Below are 23,984 nucleotides of genomic sequence, written 5' to 3'. Positions count from 1 at the left end.
GTCAGTCCTCCTGGTGGGAAAGGGTGGTGGCGCCGCCGAGCTCGGCGAGGCGGGCGGCCACGATCGGTCCGATCTGGGCGAGTGAGCCCGGCTGGGTCATCCGGTCGTGGCGGGCGGTGATGTCGTGCGAGTCGATCCGGCCGGTGACGTACGGCCGCCAGGTACCGGCGCCGGCCGAGTCCTCGGTGCGGTCGATCGTGGAGTTGAAGAGCAGCAGGTCCCCGTCGAAGCGGCCGGGGGCGTGGGTGACCGCCAGCTCGGCGTTGTTGATCATGATCCGGACGACGGCCTCGATGCGCCGCTCGTCCAGGTGCGCCAGGGCGCTGCCCCGATGGCGGAGGATCTCGGCGACCTCGGCGTAGGACAGCGGCCCCTCGCCCAGTTCCGCGGGGTCGCAGTCGAGGATGCCGACGAGCACGTCCCGCTCGCTGGGCACCGCGGACTCGTCGAGCACCACGTCCTTGACCGGGTAGGCGTCCAGGGCCGCCAGCAGTTCGGTGCGTTCGCCGCGGGCCTGGAACTCGCAGGCGACCGCGTGGGCGATCAGCCCGCCGGCGGACCAGCCGAGCAGCCGGTAGGGCCCGTCGGGCTGGACCTTGCGGATCTGGTCGGCGTAGTCGGCCGCCATCTCCTCGTACGAGGCCGGCAGGGTCTCGGCGTGCGCGAGGCTGCGGGCCTGGATCGCGTACACCGGGTACTCCGGGCCGAGGTGGTTCAGCAGCCCGGAGTACGACCAGCTGATGCCGCCGCCGGGGTGGATGCAGAACAGCGGTGGGAGGGTGCCCGTCGACCGCAGCGGCAGGACCACGTCGAAGGCGTCCTCGGCGTCGTCCATGGCCAGTCGGCCGGTCAGACCGGCCACGGTCGGCGCCTCGAACAGGGTGCGCAGGCCCACCGGGACGCCCAGCGTCTCGCGGACCCGCGAGACCAGCCGGGCGGCCAGCAGGGAGTGCCCGCCCAGGTCGAAGAAGCTGTCGTCGAGGTGGACCCGCTCCCGGCCGAGGACCTCGGCGAACAGCCCGCACAGCAGCTGCTCCTGCGGGGTGCGCGGGCTGCGGCCGGCATCCGTCGCCCCGAGCTCGGGCGCGGGCAGGGCGGCCCGGTCCAGCTTGCCGTTGGCGGTCAGCGGCAGCGCATCCAGCAGCACGAACGCCGAGGGCACCATGTACTCGGGCAGGTCGCGGCCGAGCCGGCGGGCGAGCTCCTCCGGCGCGGGCGCGCCCTCGGCGGCCGACACCAGGTAGGCGACCAGGCGCTTGTCGCCGGGCCGGTCCTCGCGGGCGACGACGGCCGCCTGGGCGACGCCCGGGCAGGCGGCGAGCGCGGCCTCGACCTCGCCGGGCTCGATCCGGAAGCCGCGCAGCTTGACCTGCTCGTCGGCTCGGCCGGCGAAGTCCAGGACCCCGCCGGGCAGCCACCGGACGAGGTCTCCCGTGCGGTACATGCGCTCGCCCGGTTCGAACGGGCAGGCGACGAAGCGCTCGGCGGTCAGGCCCGCGTGGCCTAGGTAGCCCCGGGCCACGCCCACCCCGGCGAGGTACAGCTCGCCCGCCACGCCCGCCGGCACCGGGCGCAGCCCGGCGTCCAGCACGTAGGCGCGCATGTTCGCCATCGGCCGGCCGATCGGCACGCTCACGGCGTCCGCCGGAAGCGCGCGGACCGGGTGGTGGGCGGCGAAGGTGGTGCTCTCGGTCGGGCCGTAGCCGTTGACCACGACGGTGTCCGGGCAGGCCGCCAGCACCCGGGCGACGGCCGGCGGCGGCACCACGTCGCCGCCGGTCCACACCTCGCGGACCCCGGCGAGCAGCTGCGGCCGCTCCTCGGCCACCAGCCGGAACAGGCCTGCCGTCAGCCAGAGTCCGGTCACCCCGTGCTCGGCGACCGCTCCTGCGAGCAGGTCGAGGTCGAGCCGGCCGGGCGGGGCGACGACGACCGTGCCGCCGCCGAGCAGGGGCGCCCAGAACTCGTAGGTCGAGGCGTCGAAGGCGGTCGGCGAGTGCAGCAGGACCCGGTCGTGGCCGCCCTCCCGCCAGCACGGCGCGAGCGCGAGCGCCGCCACGTCGCGGTGGGTGACACCGACCCCCTTCGGTCGGCCGGTGGAGCCGGAGGTGTACATCACGTACGCCAACTGCCGCGGATCGCAGCCGACTTCCGGATCGGAACCGTCGGCTCCGGCCCGGCTCAGCGCGGTCAGCACGTCCTCGGTGAGCACCAGCGCCGCCCCGGTCTCCCGGACGATCAGGTCGATCCGGGAGGACGGGAAGCGCGGGTCGAGCGGGACGTACGTGCCGCCGGCCTTGACGACCGCCAGGATCGCGACGACGAGCTCCGCCGAGCGCTCCAGCAGCACCGCGACCGGGGTCTCCGGCCGCACGCCCTGGGCGATCAGCGCCCGGGCCAGCCGGTTGGCTCGCCCGTCGAGCTCCCGGTAGGTCAGTTCGGCGCCGCCCGCGACGACCGCCACCGCGTCCGGCGTGGCCCGCACCCGGCGGGCGAACAGCTCCGGCAGGCCGGCCGCGGGCAGCTCGGCGTCGGTCCGGTTGAACTCGACCAGCAGGTCGCGGCGTTCCTCGCCGGACAGCAGGTCGAGCCGGCCGATCGGCGTGTCCGGCTCGGCGGCGGCGCCCCGCAGCAACCGCACCCAGCGGGCGAACAGCAGCTCCACGGTGGGCGCGTCGAACAGGTCGGTCGCGTACTCGACCGCGCCGAGCACACCGGCCGGACTGCCGTCCGGGCCGCACTGCTCGGCCAGGCTGACGGTCAGGTCGACGCGGGCGGTGCCGGTCGGGGCCTCCAGGTGGGCGGTCTCCAGGCCCGGCAGGGTGAACTCCCCGGCCGGGGCGTTCTGCAGGCCCAGCATGACCTGGAACAGCGGGTGGTGGGAGAGCGACCGGGTGGGGTTGACGGCCTCGACCAGGTACTCGAACGGCACGTCCTGGTGGGCGTAGGCCGCCAGCGCCTTCCGCCGCACCCGGCCGAGCAGTTCGGCGAAGCCGGGGTCGCCGCCGGTGTCGGTGCGCAGCACCAGGGTGTTGACGAAGAACCCGACGAGGTCGTCCAGCGCCTGGTCGGTGCGCCCGGCGATGGGGCTGCCGATCGGGATGTCGGTGCCGGCGCCGAGCCGGGTGAGCAGGGCGGCGAGGCCGGCCTGGAGCACCATGAACAGGCTGGCACCGTGCGCACCCGCCAGGTCCCGCAGGTCCCGGTGCAGGTCGGCGTCGAGCCGCACCTCGACCCGGTCGCCGTGCTGGGAGGCCCCGGCCGGGCGGGGCCGGTCCGCGGGCAGTCGGACCTGGTCCGGGAGCCCGGCCAACTCCTCCTTCCAGTAGTCGAGTTGCCGGGCGAACAGACTGCCGTGGTCGGCCGCCTCGCCGAGCAGGTCGCGCTGCCAGAGGGTGTAGTCGGCGTACTGGACCGGCAGCGGGGACCACGGCGGCGCCTCGTCCCGGCAGCGGGCCGCGTAGGCCGTGGCCAGGTCCCGGGAGAGCGGGCCCATCGACCAGCCGTCGGCGGCGATGTGGTGCACCACGACCAGCAGGACGTGCCGCTCCGGCGCGAGCGCGTAGAGCTCCGCCCGGATCGGCGGCTCGGCGGCCAGGTCGAAGCCGCGCCGGGCCGCCTCCGCGAGCCGTTCGGCCAGCCGGCCGTCCTCGAGCTCGACCACCGGCAGCGGCGGCTGCGCCGCGTCCATGCCCAGCACCTGCTGGTGGGGCACCCCGTCCGCCTCCCGCAGCACGGTCCGAAGGCTCTCGTGCCGGGCGACCACGTCCGCCAGTGCCGCCGCCAGCGCCTGCCGGTCGAGACGGCCGGAGAGCCGCAGGGCGAGCGGCATGTTGTAGGTGGCGCTCGGCCCGTCCATCCGGTGCAGGAACCAGAGACGGCGCTGGGCGAAGGACAGCGGGAGCCGGCCGGAGCGCGGGCGGACGGTCAGCGCGGGCCGCTCGGTGCCGCAGCCGTCGAGGCGGCCCGCCAGCGCGGCCACGGTCGGGTGCTCGAACAGGGTCCTGACCTCCAGTTCGGCGCCGAGGACGGCCCGGACCCGGGAGGCCAGCCGGGTCGCCAGCAGCGAGTGCCCGCCGAGGTCGAAGAAGCTGTCCTCGACGCCGACCGCGGGCAGGCCGAGCACCTCGGCGAAGAGTCCGGCGAGCAGCTGCTCCTGCGGCGTGCGCGGTGCCCGGCCGCCGGCGGCCGTCCCCGAGTCGGGGGCGGGCAGGGCACGGCGGTCGAGCTTGCCGTTGGCGGTCAGCGGCAGCGCGTCCAGCACCACGAACGCCGACGGCACCAGGTAGTCGGGCAGCCGGGCGCCCAGCCAGTCGCGGAGTCCGGCGACCAGGGCTGAGGAACCGCGTCGCCCGGCTGGGCGGTTGGTGAGCGAGGACAGCGCCGTGCCGGCGCCCCGGACGGGACGGTACGCCTCGGCCGGGGCGTCACCGGGGACGCCGCCGAAGAGCACGTCCAGGGCGTCCGGGCCGGCGGCGGACCAGGTGACGGCCGTCGGGCGGCCGAGCTCGTCGCCGAGGGCGTGGAAGTCCTCGGGATCGGGTGCCGTGTCCTCCTGCGGGGCGTGCAGCCGGTCCAGGAGCCGTCCGAGCGGGAGGTCCTCGCCCTGCACGGCCCGCGCCAGGGCCGCCTCGTGCGCCACCCGGCGGTTGGGCGCCCCGGTGATCCGGACCGCGCGGCCGTCGTGCCGTCCGATGAGGTCACGCAGCTCCGGCAGGCCGGCCAGGTCCCGGCCCCATCGCAGCTCGACGGCCGCGTCGTCCGCTGCGTCGTCCGCCGCCGGTGCGGCGGGTCGGGTGCGCAGGGTGACGTCGTAGCGGTAGCGGGTCAGCTCGTTGTGGTGGCGGCCGCGCTTGACCTCCACGGCCACCGTGCCGATGTCGGTGCCGTGCTCCCGCAGGGCGGTGAAGAAGTCCGGGTCGACCAGAAGCTCCTTCTCCACCAGCAGGGCCTGCTCCACCGCACGTCGCACGGCGGGCAGGTCGGCACCGTCGGCGGCCCGGTGGAGCTGGACGGCGGTGGCCAGGGGGCGCAACAGCCGCAGATTGCGGACGTCGCCGACGAAGAGCGCGCCGCCGGGGGCCAGCAACCCCATCAGCTTCCCGATCACGTCGGCGAGGTACTCGGCGGACGGGAAGTACTGCACCACCGAGTTGATCACGATGGTGTCGAACTCCCCGGCCGGGAGCCCGTCGGTGTCGTGCGCCGGGCGGGTCTGCAGGACGACCCGGTCGGCCAGCTCCTCCTGCCGGGCGACCTGGGCGGCCAGCGCGTCGATCGCGGTGGCGGAGAAGTCGGTCGCGAAGTACGTCTCGCAGTGCGGTGCGACCTGCGAGAGCAGCAGACCGGTCCCGACGCCGACCTCCAGCACCCGGCGGGGGCGCAGGGCCAGGATGCGGGCCACCGTGGCGTCCCGCCACTCCCGCATCTGCTCGACCGGGATCGGGCTGGCGTCGTAACTGCTGTTCCAGCCGACGAAGTTCTGCCCGAAGGCCGCCTCTGCGGTTGAGATGGGCAGGGCGTCGTAGATGTCGCGCCACTCACCCACGTGGTCCGCCTCGACGCCGCTGTCGCGGCCGGCGTCCTGGCGCGGGACGACGTAGCCGATGAGCCGGTCGTCCCGGGCCAGGACCGCCGACTGCGCGACGGCGGGGTGTGCGGCCAGGGCCGCCTCGACCTCGCCGGGCTCGACCCGGAAGCCGCGCACCTTCACCTGCTCGTCGGCCCGACCGACGAACTCCAACTCGCCGTTGGCACGCCGGCGCACCACGTCGCCGGTGCGGTACATCCGCTCCCCCGGCTCGAACGGGCAGGCCACGAACCGGCCCGCCGTCAGCCCCGGGCGGTCCAGGTACCCTCGCGCCAGGCCCGCACCCGCGACGTACAGCTCGCCGGGCACGCCGGGCGGCACCGGCCGCAGCCGGTCGTCCAGCACGTACACCCGCGCGTTGGCGATCGGCCGACCGATCGGCGGCACGCCCGCTCCCGCCGTCAGCGGGTCGCTCATGGTCGCGCACACCGTCGTCTCCGTCGGACCGTACGCGTTGATCATCCGCCGGCCCGGCGCCCAGCGCGCCACCAGCTCCGGCGGGCACGCCTCACCCGCCACCACCAGCGTCGACACCGCCACCGAACCCTCCGGCACGGCCGCCAGGACGGACGGCGGCACGGTCACATGGGTGACCGCCAGGCCCGGGTCGGCCAGCGCGGCGACCGGGTCCCCCGCCGGAGGCAGCACCAGGGCCGCACCACGCAGCAGGGCGGTGTAGATCTCCGACACCGAGGCGTCGAAGCTCGGCGAGGCGAACTGCAGCACCCTGCTCCCGGGTTCGATCGCGAACCGCTCGATCTGTGCCGCGACCAGGCTCGCCACACCGGCGTGGCTCACCACGACACCCTTGGGACGGCCGGTCGAACCCGAGGTGTAGATCACGTACGCCGGATTCCGGACATCCAGGACGACCTCCGGATCGGTGTCCGGCCAGTCGCCCCCGGCCACCACGGCGGGGTCGTCGACCACCAGCACCGGCTTGGCGTCCGCCAGCATGAAGTCGATCCGCTCCGCCGGATACGCCGGATCCACCGGCAGATAGGCCGCCCCCGCCTTCAGCACACCCAGGACGGCCACCACCGCTTCCACCGAGCGCGGCAGCGCCACCGCCACCAACCGCTCCGGCCCCACCCCACGGGCAACCAGCGCATGCGCGAAACGATTGGCCCGGGCATTCAGTTGACGGTACGTCAGTTCAACACCATCGCCCACCAGGGCGAGCGCATCCGGCGTCACGGCCACCTGCGCCGCAAACGCCTGCGGCACCGGAACAGCGGCCACCTCACGGGCGGTCGCGTTGCCGCGCTCCAGCAGCTTGCGCCGCTCCGCCGTCTCCAGGAGGTCGATCGCGCCGATCGGCCGGTCCGGATCGGCGACGGCCGCCTCCAGCAGGAGCGTCCAGCGCCGGGCGAGGGCGGCGACCGTGCCCCGGTCGAACAGCTCCGTGGCGTACTCGACCACGCCGGTGATCCCGGCCGGGCCGCCGTCGGGGCCGAAGCGCTCGCTCAGGTTGAAGCCGAGGTCGAACTTGGCGGTCCCGGTCGGCACGGCGCGGGCGGACACCTGGAGGCCGGGCAGCGTGAACTCCCCCATCGGAGCGTTCTGTACGGCGAGGATCGTCTGGAACAGCGGGTGGTGGGAGAGCGAGCGGGACGGGTTCAGCACCTCGACCAGGTGCTCGAACGGCACGTCCTGGTGGGCGTAGGCGGCGAGCGCCGTCTCCCGCACCCGCTCCAGCAGTTCGAGGAAGCTCGGGTCGCCGCTCGTGTCCGTCCGCAGCACCAGGGTGTTGACGAAGAACCCCACCAGGTCGTCCAGTGCCTCGTCCGTCCGGCCCGCGATCGGCGAGCCGATCGGGATGTCCGTGCCCGCGCCCAGCCGCGTGTACAGCGCCGCCAGCGCCGCCTGCAGCACCATGAACAGACTGGTCCCGGAACGCCGCGCCAACGCGGCCAGACCGGCGTGCAGTTCGGCGGTCAGGTCGAGGCCGAGGGTGTCGCCCCGGTAGTCGGCGACGGCCGGCCGCGGCCGGTCCACGGGCAGCGGCACCTGTTCCGGGAGGCCGTCCAACTGCTCCATCCAGTAGCGGAGTTGTTCGGCGAAGCGGCTGCCCGGGTGCGCCGGGTCGCCGAGCAGCTCACGCTGCCAGAGGGTGTAGTCGGCGTACTGCACCGGCAGGGCGCCCCTGTCAGAGGCCCGGCCGCCACACCTGGCGGCGTAGGCCTCGGCGAGGTCGCGGGCCAGCGGGCCGGTGGACCAGCCGTCCCCGGCGATGTGGTGCACGACCAGCAGCAGCACGTGCTCGTCCGGTGCGAGGCCGAACAGCTCGGCGCGCAGCGGCGGTTGCGCCGCCAGGTCGAACGGGAGCCGGGCCGCCCGGGCGAGCCGCTCCGGCAGCCCGTCCTCCTCGGCCTCGGTGACCCGCACCCGGGGCCGGGCCTCGTCGGGGCCGAGGATCCGCTGGCACGGGACTCCGTCGAGCTCCGGGAACACCGTCCGCAGACTCTCGTGCCGGGCCACCACCTCGGCCAGCGCCTCGTCCAGCGCCGTGACGTCCAGCGCTCCGCTCAGCCGGAGCGCCAACGGGATGTGGTACGCCGCGGCGGCCCCGTCCATCCGGTGCAGAAACCACAGTCGGCGCTGGGCGAAGGACAGCGGCACCGCCTCCGGTCGCTCCCGTGCGGTCAGCGTCGGCCGGGCCCGGTCGGCCTCGGTGAGCCGGGCCGCGAGCCCGGCCACCGTCGGCGCCTCGAAGAGCGCGCGCAGTCCCACTTCGGCTCCCAGGGCCGAACGCACCCGGGAGACGAGGCGCGTGGCCAGCAGCGAGTGCCCGCCCAGGGCGAAGAAGTCCTCGTCCACACCGACCCGCGAGCGGCCCAGCACCTCGGCGAACAGCTCGCACAGGATCTGCTCCTGCGGGGTGCGCGGCGCCCGGCCGCCCCCAGCCGTCTCCGCCTCCGCTTCCGGAACGGGCAGCGCGGCCCGGTCCAGCTTCCCGTTCGGCGTCAACGGCAACGCCTCCAGCGGCACGAACGCCGACGGCACCAGGTAGTCCGGCAACCGCTCGCGCAGGTACGACGCCAACGCCGCCGGGCGGGCGGAAGCTCCGGGCCGCGGGACGACGTAGCCGACGAGCCGGTCGTCCTGGGCGAGGACGGCGGCCCGGGCGACGGCGGGGTGCCCGGCCAACGCCGCCTCGACCTCGCCGGGCTCCACCCGGAAGCCGCGCACCTTCACCTGGTCGTCCGCGCGGCCGACGTACTCCAACTCGCCATCGGCACGCCGGCGCACCAGGTCTCCGGTGCGGTACATCCGGGCGCCCGGCTCGAACGGGCAGGCCACGAACCGCCCGGCCGTCAGCCCCGGCCGGTCCAGGTAACCCCGGGCCAGACCCAGGCCGGCGACGTACAACTCCCCCTGCACACCCGGCGGCACCAGGCGCAGCCGGTCGTCCAGCACGTACACCCGGAAGCCCGCAACCGCACGGCCGATCGGCGGCGCACCCGCTCCCGGCGCCAGCGGGTCGCTCATCGTCGCGCAGACCGTCGTCTCCGTCGGGCCGTACGCGTTGATCATCCGCCGCCCCGACGCCCAGCGCGCCACCAGCTCCGGCGGGCACGCCTCCCCCGCCACCACCAGGGTGCCGACCGTGACCTCGGCACCGTCCACGGCCGCCAGGGCTGAAGGCGGCAGGGTCACATGGGTGACGTCAAGCCGGCGGTCCGTCAGGGCCTCCAGTGGAGCCTCGGACGGAGCGAGCACGAGGGTGGCGCCGGTCAGCAGGGCGCCGCACAGGTCCCAGAACGAGGCGTCGAAGCTGGGCGAGGCGAACTGCAGCACCCGGCTGCCCGGCTCCAGGCCGAGCCGCTCGACCTGCGCCGCCGCCAGGCCCGCCACCCCGGCGTGGCTCACCACAACACCCTTGGGGCGGCCGGTCGAACCCGAGGTGTAGATCACGTACGCCGGATTCCGGACGTCGGGCACGAGGTCGGGATCCGTGTCCGGCTGCTCCCCCTCGGCCACCAGCGCCGGATCGTCCACCACCAGCACGGGACGGGCGTCCTTCAGCATGAACGCGATCCGCTCCGCCGGATACGCCGGATCCACCGGCAGATACGCCGCCCCCGCCTTCAGCACACCCAGGACGGCCACCACCGACTCCACCGAGCGCGGCAACGCCATTGCCACCAGCTGCTCAGGGCCCACCCCCCGGGCGACCAGCGCGTGCGCGAAGCGGTTGGCCCGGGAGTTCAATTGACGATACGTCAGCTCCACACCACCAAACACCAGCGCGACCGCCTCCGGCATCGCCGCCACCCGCGCCGCGAACAGCGAGGGCAGGCTCACTCCGGCCGCCCCGCCCTTGACGGCGGGCAGCAGCTCGCGCCGCTCCTCGGCCGACAGCAGGTCGACCGCGCCGATCGGCCGCTCGGGCGCGGCGGCCACCGAGGCCAGCAGCCTGGTCCAGCGGGCGACCAGGTCCTCGACCGTCCGCCGATCGAACAGGTCGGTGCTGTACTCCACCGCACCGGTCAGCCCGGCCGGCGCGCCGTCGGACCCGCGGTTCTCCGCGAGGCCGAAGGTCAGGTCGACCCGCGAGGTCCCGGTCGGCACCGGCACCCCGGTGACCGTCAGCCCGGGCAGTTCGAAGTCGCCGCCCGGCGCGTTCTGCAGGGCCAGTACGGTCTGGAACAGCGGGTGGAGCGACATCGACCGCGCCGGGTTCAGCACCTCCACCAGGTGCTCGAACGGCACGTCCTGGTGCGCGTAGGCGGCGAGCGCCGTCTCCCTTACCCGGCCGAGCAGTTCGAGGAAGCTCGGGTCGCCGCTCGTGTCCGTCCGCAGCACCAGCGCGTTGACGAAGAACCCGACCAGCTCGTCCAGCGCCTCGTCGGTCCGCCCCGCGACCGGCGAGCCGATCGGGATGTCCGTGCCCGCACCCAGCCGCGTGTACAGCGCCGCCAGACCGGCCTGCAGCACCATGAACAGGCTGGTCCCGGAGCGCCGCGCCAATGCTGCCAGGGCGGTGTGCAGTTCGGCGTCCAGCCGGACGTCCAGCAGCCCGCCGCCGTAGGTCATGGCCGCCGGCCGGGGCCGGTCGGCGGGCAGTGGGAGCTGCTCGGGCAGCCCGGCGAGGGCCTCGGCCCAGTACCCGACCTGGCGGGCGAACACGCTGTCCGCGTCGGACTCGTCGCCGAGGATCTCGTGCTGCCAGGCGGTGTAGTCCGCGTAGCTCACCGGCAGCGGTGCCCAGCCCGGCGCTCCGCCCCGCCGACGCGCGGCGTACGCGGTCGCGAGGTCGCGCGAGAGCGGGCTCATGGACCAGCCGTCACCGGCGATGTGGTGCAGGACGACCAGCAGGACGTGGTCGTCCGGGGCGAGCGTGAACAGCTCTGCCCGGACGGGCAGGTCCGCCGTCAGGTCGAAGCCGCGGACCGCCGCCTCGCGCAGCAGCTCCGGCAGGTCCGCCTCGCCCGCCCGGCACTCCGGAATCCGGATCACGGCCTCGGCGGCGCTCAGCACCCGCTGGTGCGGGATTCCGGCGGTGTGCGGGAACACCGTGCGCAGGCTCTCGTGCCGGGCCACCACGTCCGTCAGCGCCGCCCCCAGCGCCTCCCGGTCGAGGCGGCCGGAGAGCCGCAGCGCCAGCGGCATTTGGTACGTCGCGCTGGGTGCCCCGAACTGGTGCAGGAACCAGAGCCGGCGCTGGGCGAAGGAGAGCGGCAGCGGTTCCTCCCGGCGCGGCCTGGGCACCAGCGCCTGCCGTGCGCCGGCGGCGTCGTGCAGCCCGGCCGCGAGCCCGGCGGGTGTCGGGGTCCGGAACAGGCGCCGCAGCTCCAGTTCGACGCCGAGCGTCGCCCGGACCCGGGAGACGAGGCGGGTGGCCAGCAGGGAGTGCCCGCCGAGGTCGAAGAAGTCCTCGTCGACCCCGACCCGGGCCAGGCCCAGCACCTCGGCGAACAGCTCGCACAGGATCTGCTCCTGCGGCGTGCGCGGCGCCCGGCCGCCCCCGGTCGGCTCCACCTCCGGTGCCGGCAGCGCGGCCCGGTCCAGCTTCCCATTCGGCGTCAGCGGCAACGCCTCCAGCAGGACGAAGGCCGACGGCACCAGGTGGTCGGGCACCCGCTCGCGCAGGTACGCCGCCAGCGCCGGTGCCGTGGTCCCGGCCCCGGCCGGGGGCACCACGTACGCGACGATCCTGGTGTCACCCGGCCGGTCCTCCCGGGCGAGCACCGCGACCTGGGCGACGCCCGGGTGCGCGGCCAGCTCGGCCTCGATCTCGCCGGGTTCGACCCGGAAGCCGCGCACCTTCACCTGGTGGTCCGCGCGGCCGGCGAACTCCAGCTCGCCGTCGGCGCGCCGGCGGACCAGGTCTCCGGTGCGGTACATCCGGCTCCCGGAGGGGCCGAACGGGCAGGCCACGAACCGGCCCGCCGTCAGCCCCGGCCGGTTCAGGTAGCCCCGGGCCAGCCCGGCCCCGGCCAGGTACAGCTCTCCTGTGACGCCGGGAGCGACCGGCCGTAGGGCCGAATCCAGCACGTAGACACGGCAGTTGGCGATCGGACGGCCGATCGGCACCGGCAGCGGGCAGTCGGCGGGGTCGGCCGGCAGCGCGAAGGCGGTGATCACATGGGTCTCGGCGGGGCCGTAGTGGTTGTGCAGCACCCGGCCGGGCCCGCGGGTCTGGAGGCGCCGCAGTCCGCCGCCGAGCCGCATCGCCTCGCCCGCCTGCGCGATCAGCCACAGGTCCGGCAGGTCCCGCCCGTGTTCCTCGGCCGCCTCCGCGAGGGCCTCGACCACCAGGTTGGGGGCGAAGAGCTCCGCCACCCGGTGCCGTTCCAGCCAGCCGGCCAGGAGTTCGGCGCTGCGGCGCTGCTCCTCCGTCGGCACCACCAGGGTCTTGCCGTACAGCAGCGCGGAGAGCATCTCCTGCACCGAGACGTCGAAGCTCAGCGCGGTGAACTGGGCGGTGCGGGTGCCCGGTTCGCCGCCAACGGCCCCGTGGTGCCAGTGCAGCAGGTTCGCCAGGGCGCCGGACGGCATCACCACGCCCTTGGGCCGCCCGGTCGAGCCGGACGTGTAGATGACGTACGCCGGGTGCCCGGGGTCCGCCGGCACCGACGGGTCGGTGTCCGGGAACGTCGCGGGCGCGTCGACGGCCGCGGGGTCGTCGAGCACGACGGCCGGCCGGGCGTCCTCCAGCATGTACGCGATGCGGGCGGCCGGGTAGTCCGGGTCGACCGGCAGGTACGCCGCGCCCGTCTTGAGGACCGCGAGGACGGCGACCACCAGCTCCGCCGAGCGCGGCAGCCGCAGGGCGACGGTCCGCTCCGGCCCCACTCCCCTCGCGATCAGCGCGTGCGCCAGCCGGTTGGCCCGGGCGTTCAGCTCGCCGTACGTGAGCACGGTCTCCTCGAACACCACCGCCTCGGCCTCCGGGGTGGCCCGGGCCCAGGACTCGAACAGCGCGGGCAGGCTCTCGACGGGCGCCGGGCGGGCGGTGTCGTTGCACGCGACCAGCAGTTCGTGCCGTTCCTCGGCGGTGAGGACGTCGATCCGGCTCAGCGGCCGGTCCGGCTCGGCCGCCGCCGCGGTGAGCAGCCGCAGCCAGCGGGCGACCAGCGCCTCCACCGTGGCCCGGTCGAACAGGTCGGTGGCGTACTCGACGTGGCCGGTGATCCCCGCGGACGCCCCGCCGGTGCCGCCGCGCTCCACCAGGTGGAACGAGAGGTCGAACATCGCGGTCGGGGACTGCACCAGCAGGATCTCGGAGCTGAGGCCGGGCAGGTCGAAGGCGGACCGCGGGGCGTTCTGCAGCGCGAGCAGGGTCTGGAACAGCGGCTGGCGGGCGAGCGACCGGGCCGGGTTGAGGGCCTCGACCAGGTACTCGAAGGGCAGTTCCTGGTGGGCGTAGCCGGCCAGCGCGGTGTCCCGGACCCGGCCGAGCAGTTCGGCGAAGCTCGGGTCGCCCGAGGTGTCGGTGCGCAGCACCAGCGTGTTGACGAAGAAGCCGACCAGCTCGTCCAGCGCCTCGTCGGTCCGGCCCGCGATCAGGCTGCCGATCGGGATGTCCTCGCCCGCGCCCAGCTTGGTGAGCAGCGCGGAGAGGCCGGCCTGGAGCACCATGAACAGGCTGGCCCCGCGCTCCCGGCCGAGCCGGAGGAGCGCGTCGTGCAGGTCGGCGTCCAGTTCGACGGCGAGGTGTCCGCCCCGGCTGGAGAGCGCCGTGGGGCGAGGGCGGTCGGCGGGCAGCCTGATCTGCTCCGGCAGGCCGGCCAGCTGCCCGGTCCAGTAGTCCGCCTGACGGGCGAACAGGCTCCCGGGGTCGCTCCGGTCCCCGAGCAGCCGGTCGTGCCACAGGGTGTAGTCGGCGTACTGCACCGGCAGGTCCGTCCAGCGCGGTTCCTCGCCGCGCAGCCGCGCCGCGTACGCGGTGGACAGGTCGGCGGACACCAGGCCCAGTGACCAGGCGTCGCCCGCGATGTGGTGGATCACCACCAGCAGGACGTGCTCGTCCGGCGCGAGCTGGAACAGCTCGGCGCGCACGGGTGCTTCGGCGGCCAGGTCGAACCCGCGCCCCACGGCCTCGGTCAGCGCCGCGGCCAGGCCCGGCTCGTCGACGGGTGTGACGGGCAGGAGCGGCCGGGCCGCCCCGGCGTCCAGGACCAGCTGGTACGGCACCCCGTCGACCTGGGGGAAGGCCGTCCGCAGGCTCTCGTGGCGGGCGACGACGTCGCCGAGCGCCGTCCGCAGCGCGTCCGGGTCCAGGTCGCCGGTCAGGCGCCAGGCCAGCGGGATGTGGTACATCGCGCCGGCCCCCTCCAGCTGGTCGACGAACCACAGCCGCCGCTGGGCGTACGACAACGGGATGCGCCCGGGTCGCTCCGAGCGGCCCAGCGCGAGCCGTGCCCGGTCGGCGCCGCCCAGGCCGGCGGCCAGCCCGGCCACCGTCGGGGTCTCGAACAGGCTGCGCAGCTCCAGTTCCACGCCGAGGGTCGCGCGCACGCGGGCGACCAGCCGGGTGGCGAGCAGGGAGTGTCCGCCGAGCTCGAAGAAGTCGTCGCCGGCCCCGACCCCGGTCACGCCCAGCACCTCGCCGAACAGCCCGGCGAGGACCTGTTCCTGCGGGGTCCGCGCCTCCCGGCCGGCCCGGGCCCCGGCGAACTCCGGCTCGGGGAGGGCGCGTCGGTCGAGCTTGCCGTTGACGGTCAGCGGCAGCGTCTCCAGGGCGACGAAGGCGGCCGGCACCATGTAGTCCGGCAGCCGCTCCCGCAGCCGGGCGCGGAGTTCCTCCGGCTCGGCCGCGGCGCCGGCCTCCGGCACCAGGTAGGCGACCAGCCGGGTGTCGTCGGCCCGGTCCCGCCGGGCGAGCACGGCGACCTCGCGGACCTGCGGGTGCTCCGCCAAGGCCGCCTCGATCTCGCCGAGTTCGATCCGGAAGCCGCGCACCTTCACCTGGTCGTCGGCCCGGCCCGCGTACTCCAGCGATCCGTCCGTCCGCCGCCGCACCAGGTCGCCGGTGCGGTACATGCGCGTACCGGCGGGCCCGTACGGGTCGGCGACGAACCGCCCGGCGGTCAGGCCGGGCCGGTTCAGGTAGCCGCGGGCCGGGCCGGCGCCCGCGACGTACAGCTCGCCCACCACGCCGGGCGGCACCGGTTGCAGGTAGCGGTCCAGCACGTGGCCGCGCAGGTCCGGGAGCTCGGTGCCGATGACGCCGGCGGTGTCGGCGGCGCGTTCCGCGTCCAGTGCCGCGTAGGTGACGTGCACCGTGGTCTCGGTGATGCCGTACATGTTGACCAGGCGCGGCGCGTCCTCCGGGTGCCGCTCGTACCAGCTCGCCAGCCGGGCGTGCTCCAGGGCCTCGCCGCCGAAGACCACGGTGCGCAGCGCGAGCCGCCGTCCGGTCTCCGGCTCGTCGCGGTCGGCCCGCATCAGCTGGTAGAAGGCGGAGGGCGTCTGGTTGAGCACCGTCACCCGCTCGTCGGCCAGCAGCCGCAGGAAGCGCTCGGGCGAGCGGCTGTCCTCGAACCGCACCACCACCAGCCGGCCGCCGTGCAGCAGCGGGCCCCACAGCTCCCAGACGGAGAAGTCGAAGGCGTAGGAGTGGAAGAGCGTCCAGACGTCCTCGGCGGAGAAGCCGAACCAGTGCCGGGTGGCGACGAACAGCCGCACCACGTTGGCGTGCGGCACCACCACGCCCTTGGGCCTGCCGGTGGAGCCGGAGGTGTAGATGACGTACGCCGCGTTCCGGGGGTCGACGGCCACGCCCGGGTCGTGCTCCGGCAGCCCGGCCGGTTCCCCGGCGTCGAGCAGCAGCCGGTCGGGGCCGTCGGTGTCGGGCAGGTCGACCTCGCCGGTGGTGAGCAGCAGCGCGGGCCGGGCGTCGGTGAGCAGGTACGCGATCCGGGCGGCGGGGTAGTCCGGGTCGATCGGCAGGTAGGCGGCGCCGGACTTGAGGACGGCCAGGACGGCGACCACCAGCTCGGCGGAGCGCGGTAGCGCCAGGGCGACCAGGTCCTCCGGCCCGATGCCCCGGGCGATCAGTGCGTGGGCCAGCCGGTTGGCGCGGGCGTCGAGTTCGCCGTAGGTGAGCGTGGTCGGGCCGTCGACGACGGCGACCGCGTCGGGCTGTGCCGCCGCCCGGGCCCGGAAGAGTTCCGGGAGCGTGCCGGTCGGGGCGCAAGTGGCATCGACGGGCGGCAGGGCCGCCCGGCGCTCCTCGGCGGAGCGCAGGTCGATCCGGCTGAGCCGTCGTCCGGGGTCGGCGACGGCGGCGGTGAGCAGCCGCACCCACCGCTCGATCATCGTCTCGACGGTGGCCCGGTCGTACAGGTCGCAGGCGTACTCGACGAACCCGTCGATCCCCTCCGGGGCGCCGTCCTCGGAGTGCCGCTCGGACATCGAGAGGATCAGGTCGAGCTTGGAGGTGGTGGTGGTCAGTTTGACCTCGCCGGTCTCCAGCCCGGGCGGGGTGAAGTCGGCCCGCGGGGCGTTCTGGAGCACCAGCATGACCTGGAACAGCGGGTGGTGGGAGAGCGAGCGGGCCGGGTTGAGGGCCTCGACCAGGTACTCGAAGGGCAGTTCCTGGTGGGCGTAGCCGGCCAGCGCGGTGTCCCGGACCCGGCCGAGCAGCTCGGTGAAGGTCGGGTCGCCGCCGGTGTCGGTGCGCAGCACCAGGGTGTTGACGAAGAACCCGACCAGGTCGTCCAGCGCCTGGTCGGTGCGGCCGGCGATCAGGCTGCCGACGGGGACGTCCTCGCCCGCGCCCAGCTTGGTGAGCAGCGCGGAGAGGCCGGCCTGGAGCACCATGAACAGGCTGGTGCCGTGGGTGCGGGCGAGTTCGCGCAGGCCGCGGTGCAGCTCGGCGTCCAGCCCGGTGCGGACGAAGGCGCCCCGGTGCGAGGCGACGGCCGGTCGGGGCCGGTCGGTGGGCAGCTGGATCTGCTCCGGCAGGCCGGCCAGCTGCCGGGTCCAGTAGTCCGCCTGCCGGGCGAACAGGCTGTCCCGGTCGGCGGCGTCGCCGAGCAGCTCGTGCTGCCAGAGCGTGTAGTCCGCGTACTGGACGGCCAGTGGCTCCCAGGCGGGCTCCTCGCCTCGGCGGCGGGCCGCGTAGGCGGCGGTCAGGTTCCGCGCGAGCGGGCCGAGCGACCAGCCGTCGCCCGCGATGTGGTGCACCACCAGCAGCAGGACGTGCTCGTCCGGCGCCAGTTCGAACAGCTCGGTGTGCAGCGGCAGGTCCGTCTCCAGGTCGAACCGGCAGGCCAGCGCCGCGGCCAGGACGCCGTCCAGCTCCGCCTCGGTGGTCCGGCTCAGGTGCAGCCGGGGGCGGGCCGCCACCGCGTCCAGCACCCGCTGGTGCGGCACGCCGTCCACTGCCGGGAAGAGCGTGCGCAGGCCCTCGTGCCGGGCCACCACGTCCGCCAGCGCCGCCGCCAGCGCCTCGCGGTCGAGCGGTCCGGACAGCCGCCAGGCCAGCGGGATGTTGTAGTTGGCGCTGGCGCCCTCCAGCTGGTGCAGGAACCAGAGCCGGCGCTGGGCGAAGGAGAGCGGGGTCCGTGCCGGCCGCTGGTACGGCGCCAGGGCCAGCTGGGCCCGGCGGGCGCCCGCGAGGGCGGCGGCCAGCGTGGCCGGGGTCGGGGCCTCGAACAGGGTGCGCAGCTCCAGTTCGACCCCGAGGGTCGCACGGACCCGGGCGGCCAGCCGGGTGGCCAGCAGCGAGTGCCCGCCGAGGTCGAAGAAGCCGTCCTCCACACCGGCCTCGGCCACCCCGAGGACCTCGGCGAACAGTTCGCAGAGGATCTGCTCCTGCGGGGTGCGCGGGGCGCGGCCGGCGCCCGCCGTGGCGAACTCCGGCGCGGGCAGCGCCCGGCGGTCCAGCTTGCCGTTGGTGGTCAGCGGCAGCGCGTCCAGGACGACGAAGGCCGAGGGCACCATGTGCTCCGGCAGCCGCTCGCCCAGGTACGCGCGCAGCTCGGCCGAGCGCGGGGCCGTCTCGGCGGCCGGCACCAGGTAGGCGACCAGCCGGGTGTCGTCGGCGCGGTCCTGCCGGGCGAGGACGGCGACCTGGCCGACGCCGGGGTGCGCGGCCAGCGCCGCCTCGATCTCGCCGAGTTCGATCCGGAAGCCCCGGACCTTGACCTGGTCGTCCGCCCGGCCGACGAAGCTCAGGCTGCCGTCGGCGGCCCGGCGCACCACGTCGCCGCTGCGGTACATCCGGCTGCCCGACGGCCCGTACGGGTCGGCGACGAACCGCCCGGCGGTCAGCCCCGGCCGGTTCAGGTAGCCGCGGGCCAGCCCGGCTCCCGCCACGTACAGCTCGCCGGCCACGCCCGGGGGCACCGGGCGCAGGTGGGCGTCCAGGACGTACGCGCGCAGGTCCGGGATGGCCGTGCCGACCACGCTGGCCGCTCCCGCGGTCGCGAGCGACCGGTCGAGCGCGGCGTGGGTGACGTGCACGGTGGTCTCGGTGATGCCGTACATGTTGACCAGCCGCGGCGCGTCGTCCTGGTGCCGTTCGTACCAGGCCGCCAGCCGGGCGGGCTCCAGCGCCTCGCCGCCGAACACCACGGTCCGCAGGGCGAGTTCACGCGGCTGCTCGGCGTCCGCCTGCATCAGCTGGTAGAAGGCGGACGGCGTCTGGTTGAGCACCGTCACCCGCTCGCGGGCGAGGAGCTCCAGGAAGCGGCCGGGCGAGCGGCTGGTCGCGTAGTCCACGACCACCAGGCGGCCGCCGTGCAGCAGCGGGCCCCACAGCTCCCAGACGGAGAAGTCGAAGGCGTAGGAGTGGAAGAGCGTCCAGACGTCCTCGGCGGAGAAGCCGAACAGCTCGCGGGTGGTGCCGAACAGCCGGACCACGTTGGCGTGCGGCACCACGACGCCCTTGGGGTTGCCGGTGGAGCCGGAGGTGTAGATGACGTACGCCGGGTGGCCGGGGTCGACGGCGACGGCGGGGTCCGTGTCCGGCAGCCCGTCGAGGTCCGCGGTGTCCAGCAGGAACCGGTCCACGGACTCCGCGCCGGGCAGCTCGCCGATCCCGCCGGTCGTCACCAGCACGGCCGGGGCGGCGTCCTGGAGCAGGTAAGAGATCCGGGCCGCCGGGTACTCCGGGTCCACCGGCAGGTACGCGGCGCCGGACTTGAGGACGGCGAGGACGGCGACCACCAGCTCGGCCGAGCGCGGCAGGGCCAGCGCGACGAGCTGCTCCGGGCCCACGCCCCGGTCGATCAGCGCGTGGGCGAGCCGGTTGGCCCGGGCGTTGAGCTCGCCGTACGTCAGCGCGGCCTCACCGCACACCACGGCGACCGCGTCCGGGTTCGCCCGCACCCGCTCCTCGACGAGCGCGGTGACGGTGCGCTCCGGGGCGCGCTCGGGTTCACCGGCCGGCAGCAGCTCGCGAAGCTCCTGCTCCGACAGCACGTCGATCCGGCCGATCCGGCGCCCCGGGTCGGCGGTCACCGCCCGGAGCAGTCGCAGCCAGCGCCGGACCAGGTCCGCCGCGGTGGCCTCGTCGAACAGGTCGGTGCTGTACTCCAGCACGCCCGACAGGCCGTCCTCGCCGGGCCGTTCGGTCAGGATGAAGGTCAGGTCGCACTTGGCCGTGCCGGTGCCGACCAGGTCGGTGGTCACGCGCAGTTCGGGCAGCTCGAAGGCGCCGGTGGGCGCGTTCTGCAGCGCGAGCATGGTCTGGAACAGCGGGTGGTGGGCCAGCGACCGGGTCGGGTTGACCGCCTCCACCAGGTGCTCGAACGGCAGGTCCTGGTGGGCGTACGCGGCGAGCGCGCCGGCCCGGACCCGGCCCAGCAGCTCGGTGAAGGACGGGTCGCCGGAGAGGTCGGTGCGCAGCACCAGGGTGTTGACGAAGAAGCCGACCAGGTCGTCCACGGCCTCGTCGGTGCGGCCGGCGATCGGGGTGCCGATCGGCAGGTCGGTGCCGGCGCCGAGCTTGCCGAGCAGGGCGGCCAGCCCGGCCTGGAGCACCATGAACAGGCTGGCGCCGCCGTCCCGGGCGAGCGCGCGCAGGCCCTGGTGCAGTTCGGCGTCGATCCGGAGCGGCAGGTGCGCTCCCCGGAAGGACATCGCGGCCGGCCTGGGCCGGTCGAAGGGCAGCTCGATCTGCTCGGGGAGTCCCGCGAGCCGGTCCGACCAGTAGGCGAGCTGCCGGTGCTGGAGGCTGTCCGGATCGCTCTCCTCGCCGAGCAGCTCCCGCTGCCAGAGGGTGTAGTCGGCGTACTGGACGGGCAGCCGCGCCCAGTCCGGCTCCCGGCCCGCCGACCGGGCCGCGTACGCGGTGGTCAGGTCCCGGGCCAGCGGGCCCATCGACCAGCCGTCCCCGGCGATGTGGTGCACCACCAGCAGGAGGGCGTGCTCGTCCGCGCCCTGCTCGAACAGCTCGGCCCGCAGCGGGGGTTCGGCCGCCAGGTCGAAGCCGTGCCGGGCCGCCTCGGCCAGCCGCTCCGGCAGTCCGTCCGGGCCGACCGCGGTGACGCGCAGCCGGGGCCGGGCCGCGTCGGCGTCCAGCACCCGCTGGCAGGGCTCGCCGTCGACGACGGGGAAGACGGTCCGCAGGCTCTCGTGCCGCTCGACCAGGTCGGCGAGGGCGGCTTCCAGGGCCCGCCGGTCCAGGCCGCCCGACAGCCGCAGCGCGAGCGGCACGTTGTAGGTGGCGCCGGGGCCCTCCATGCCGTGCAGGAACCAGAGTCGGCGCTGCGCGAAGGAGAGCGGCACCGTGTCGGGCCGCTCGCGCCGCGCCAGTGCGGGCCGGGCCCGGCCGGCCCGTTCCACGGCGGCGGCCAGGCCCGCGACGGTCGGCGTGTCGAACAGGTCGGCCAGGACCAGCTCGACCCCGAGCACCGAGCGGGCCCTGGCGATCAGCCGGGTGGCCAGCAGCGAGTGCCCGCCGAGGTCGAAGAAGCTGTCGTCCGCGCCGACCCCGGGCACGCCGAGGACGGCGGCGAAGAGGCCGGCGAGCACCTGCTCGGCCGCGGTGCGCGGGGCCCGGCCGGGGCCGGCCGGGTTCCGGTCGGGGGCCGGGAGCGCCTGGCGGTCGAGCTTGCCGGTGGGGGTCAGCGGCAGGGCGTCCAGGCATACGAAGGCGGCCGGCACCAGGTGCTCGGGCAGCCGTTCGCGCAGGTGGGCGCGGAGTTCCTCCGGCCCGACCGACGCCCCGGCGGCCGGTACCAGGTAGGCGACCAACCGGGCGTCCCCGTCGGTGTGCGGCACGACGGCCGCCCGCTCGATCCCGGGGTGGGCGGTGAGCGCGGCCTCGATCTCGCCGGGCTCGACCCGGAAGCCCCGGATCTTGACCTGGTCGTCGGCCCGGCCGAGGAACTCCAGCTGCCCGGCGGCGTCCCACCGCACCAGGTCGCCGGTGCGGTACATGCGCGTTCCGGCGGGCCCGTACGGATCGGCGACGAACCGCCCGGCGGTCAGGGCCGGTCGGCCCAGGTAGCCGCGGGCGACGCCGGTACCGGCGACGTACAGCTCACCGGTCGTGCCGGGCGGCACCGGCCGCAGCGCGGCGTCCAGGACGTGCAGCCGGGCTCCGGCGACCGGCCGGCCGATCACCGGGCGCGGGCTCGACGCCAGCGGCGCGAAGGCCGAGTCGACGGTGCACTCGGTGGGCCCGTAGTAGTTGACGCAGGTCACCCCGTCGGTGTCGCGCAGCTCCCGCCACAGCGGCGCCGGGACGGCCTCGCCGCCCGCCACGACCACCGCCGGGCGGTGCCGCTGGTCGCTCAACAGGCCGTGGTCGAGGAGGACTTGCAGGTAGGACGGGGTGGCGTTGACGAGGTCGACGCGGTGCCGCACGGCGTACTCGACGAAGGCGTCCGGGTCGGTCCAGGTCTCCCGGTCGAGGACGTGCAGCTCGTGTCCGGCGAAGAGGCAGAACAGCTGGTCCCAGGCGGCGTCGAAGGAGACCGAGGTGGTCAGCGCGACCCTCGCCCGCTCCCCGAGCAGCGGTGCGAAGAGCGTCCGCCACTGGCCGGCGAAGAGGTCCGCCAGGCCTCCGTACGTCGCCACCACGCCCTTGGGGCGGCCGGTGGAGCCGGAGGTGTGGACGACGTGCACGGGGTGGCGCGGGTCGACAGGTGCGGCCGGGTCGGCCGTCGGTCCGTCGCTCGTCTGTCCGTCGGCCGGCCCGAGCTCGTCCAGCAGCAGCGGCCGGACCGGGAGGTCCGGGCCCAGCCGGTCCCGGGTACGGGCATCGGTGACCAGCAGCACCGGCCGGGCGTCGTCGAGCACGTACGCGATCCGGGCGGCCGGGTGGTCCGGGTCGACCGGGAGGTGGGCGGCCCCGGTCTTCAGGACGGCCAGGACCGCGACCACCAGCTCCGCCGAGCGCGGCAGCGCCAGCGCCACCAGCCGCTCGGGCCCGGCTCCCCGGGCGATCAGGGCGTGCGCCAACCGGTCGGCCCGGGCGTCGAGTTCGGCGTAGGTCAGCGATTCGGCGCCGCACACCACCGCGACCGCGTCCGGGGTCGCGCGCACCTGGGCCCGGAACAGCTCGGGCAGGGCGGTGGCCGGGGCGTCCGCCGCCGGTCCGGTGCCGAGGGCCGCCAGTTCCTCGCGCTCCCCGGCCGCGAGCAGGTCGATCCGGCCGACCGGCTCCTGCGGGTCGCAGTCCGCGAGGGTGTCCAGCAGGGCGAGCAGCCGCTGCTGGTGGGCGAGCAGTTCGTCCGCCGGGTACACCTCCGCGTAGGCCCCGAGCTCGATGCGCGGACCGGACTCGTCGCGCCCGCCCACGGCCCAGATCGCCAGGTCGTTGGCGGAGGTGCCCAGGGGGGCGTACACCGTGGCGGGACGCCCGGCGAAGCTCGGCTCGGAGCCGAAGGACATGATGTTGACGATCAGCGGGAACGCCGTCTCGATGGTGCCGGGCTGCCCGAGTTCCCGGAGCAGGTCCTCGCTGCGGTACCGCTGGTGCGCCAGCGCGGCGGCGACCTCCCGGTCCACCTGCTCGACCAGCTCCAACCACGGGAGGTCGGGTCGCACCGACAGTCGCAGCGGCACCAGGTTCGACACCGCACCGGGCGTCGCCGCCAGCGCCGTGTCGCCCGCCCGGCCGGTGACCGGCAGGCCGAGCACGAGGTCCCGGGCCCCGGTCAGCCGGTGCGCGTACAGTGCGGTCGCCGCGATCACGACGCGGGACCAACGGGCACCCGTCCGCTCGACCGCGGCGCGAAGCGCCTCGGGCCGCAGCGGTCCGGTCGGCGGCGTGCGCCGGAACCGGGCGGACGGGCCGCCCGGCAGGCGGTCCGACAGCCGGGTCGGCGCAGGCCGGTCGGCGAACCGCCCGGTCCAGTAGGCACGGTCGGCGGTGTACTGCTCCGATTCGCGGTACGCCCCGTCGCTGGCGACCAGCTCCTCCAGCGAGCCGAACGGGGACGGCGGCACCTGCTTCCCCTCGACCAACGCCGTGTACACCTGCGCCACCCGGCGTCCGACGAGGGCGTACCCGAACCCGTCCATCACCAGGTGGTGGTAGCTCTGGTAGAAGGCGAATCGGTCCGGCGCCAGCGTGATCAGCGCGAAGCTGAAAAGCGGGTCACGGGCGAGGTCCAGCGGCCGGAGCCGGTCCCGGTCCATCCACTCCCGCGCCGCCGTCAGCGGCGAGGCCTCCGCGCTGAGGTCGACCCGCGCGGGCTTCCACCGCGTGTGCTCCCGGACGACCTGCCGCGGGCCGTCCCCGTCCTCGACGAAGCCCACGTGCAGGGCGTCGACCTCGTCGACCACCCGGCGCAGCGCGGTCTCCACCAGGTCCGGGTCGACCGGCCCGTGGACCTCCAGGTACTCGCCGATCCGGTAGGCCGGGATCGCGGTGCGAGCCCGTTGCTCGGCGAGCCAGATCTCGCGCTGGGCCGCGGTCAGCGGAAGGGAGTCGCCGTCGCGACGGGACATGGGAGGTACCTCCAGGAAGGTGGGCAGGCGT

Annotated in this window: 1 protein-coding gene; it reads right to left on the bottom strand. The window is 75.2% G+C overall.

The annotated features are described in order from the left end of the window. Position 1: 1 nt before the first annotated feature. Positions 2–23,953, bottom strand: coding sequence for a non-ribosomal peptide synthase/polyketide synthase (locus ACFVXH_RS18665; RefSeq protein ID WP_387825014.1), 23,952 nt, complete (start codon positions 23,951–23,953; stop codon positions 2–4). Between the last annotated feature and the right edge of the window lie 31 nt (positions 23,954–23,984).

It is taken from the genome of Kitasatospora sp. NPDC058184, from assembly GCF_042883725.1.
Taxonomy (GTDB): domain Bacteria; phylum Actinomycetota; class Actinomycetes; order Streptomycetales; family Streptomycetaceae; genus Kitasatospora.
This window is presented reverse-complemented; position numbering and strand designations above follow the sequence as displayed.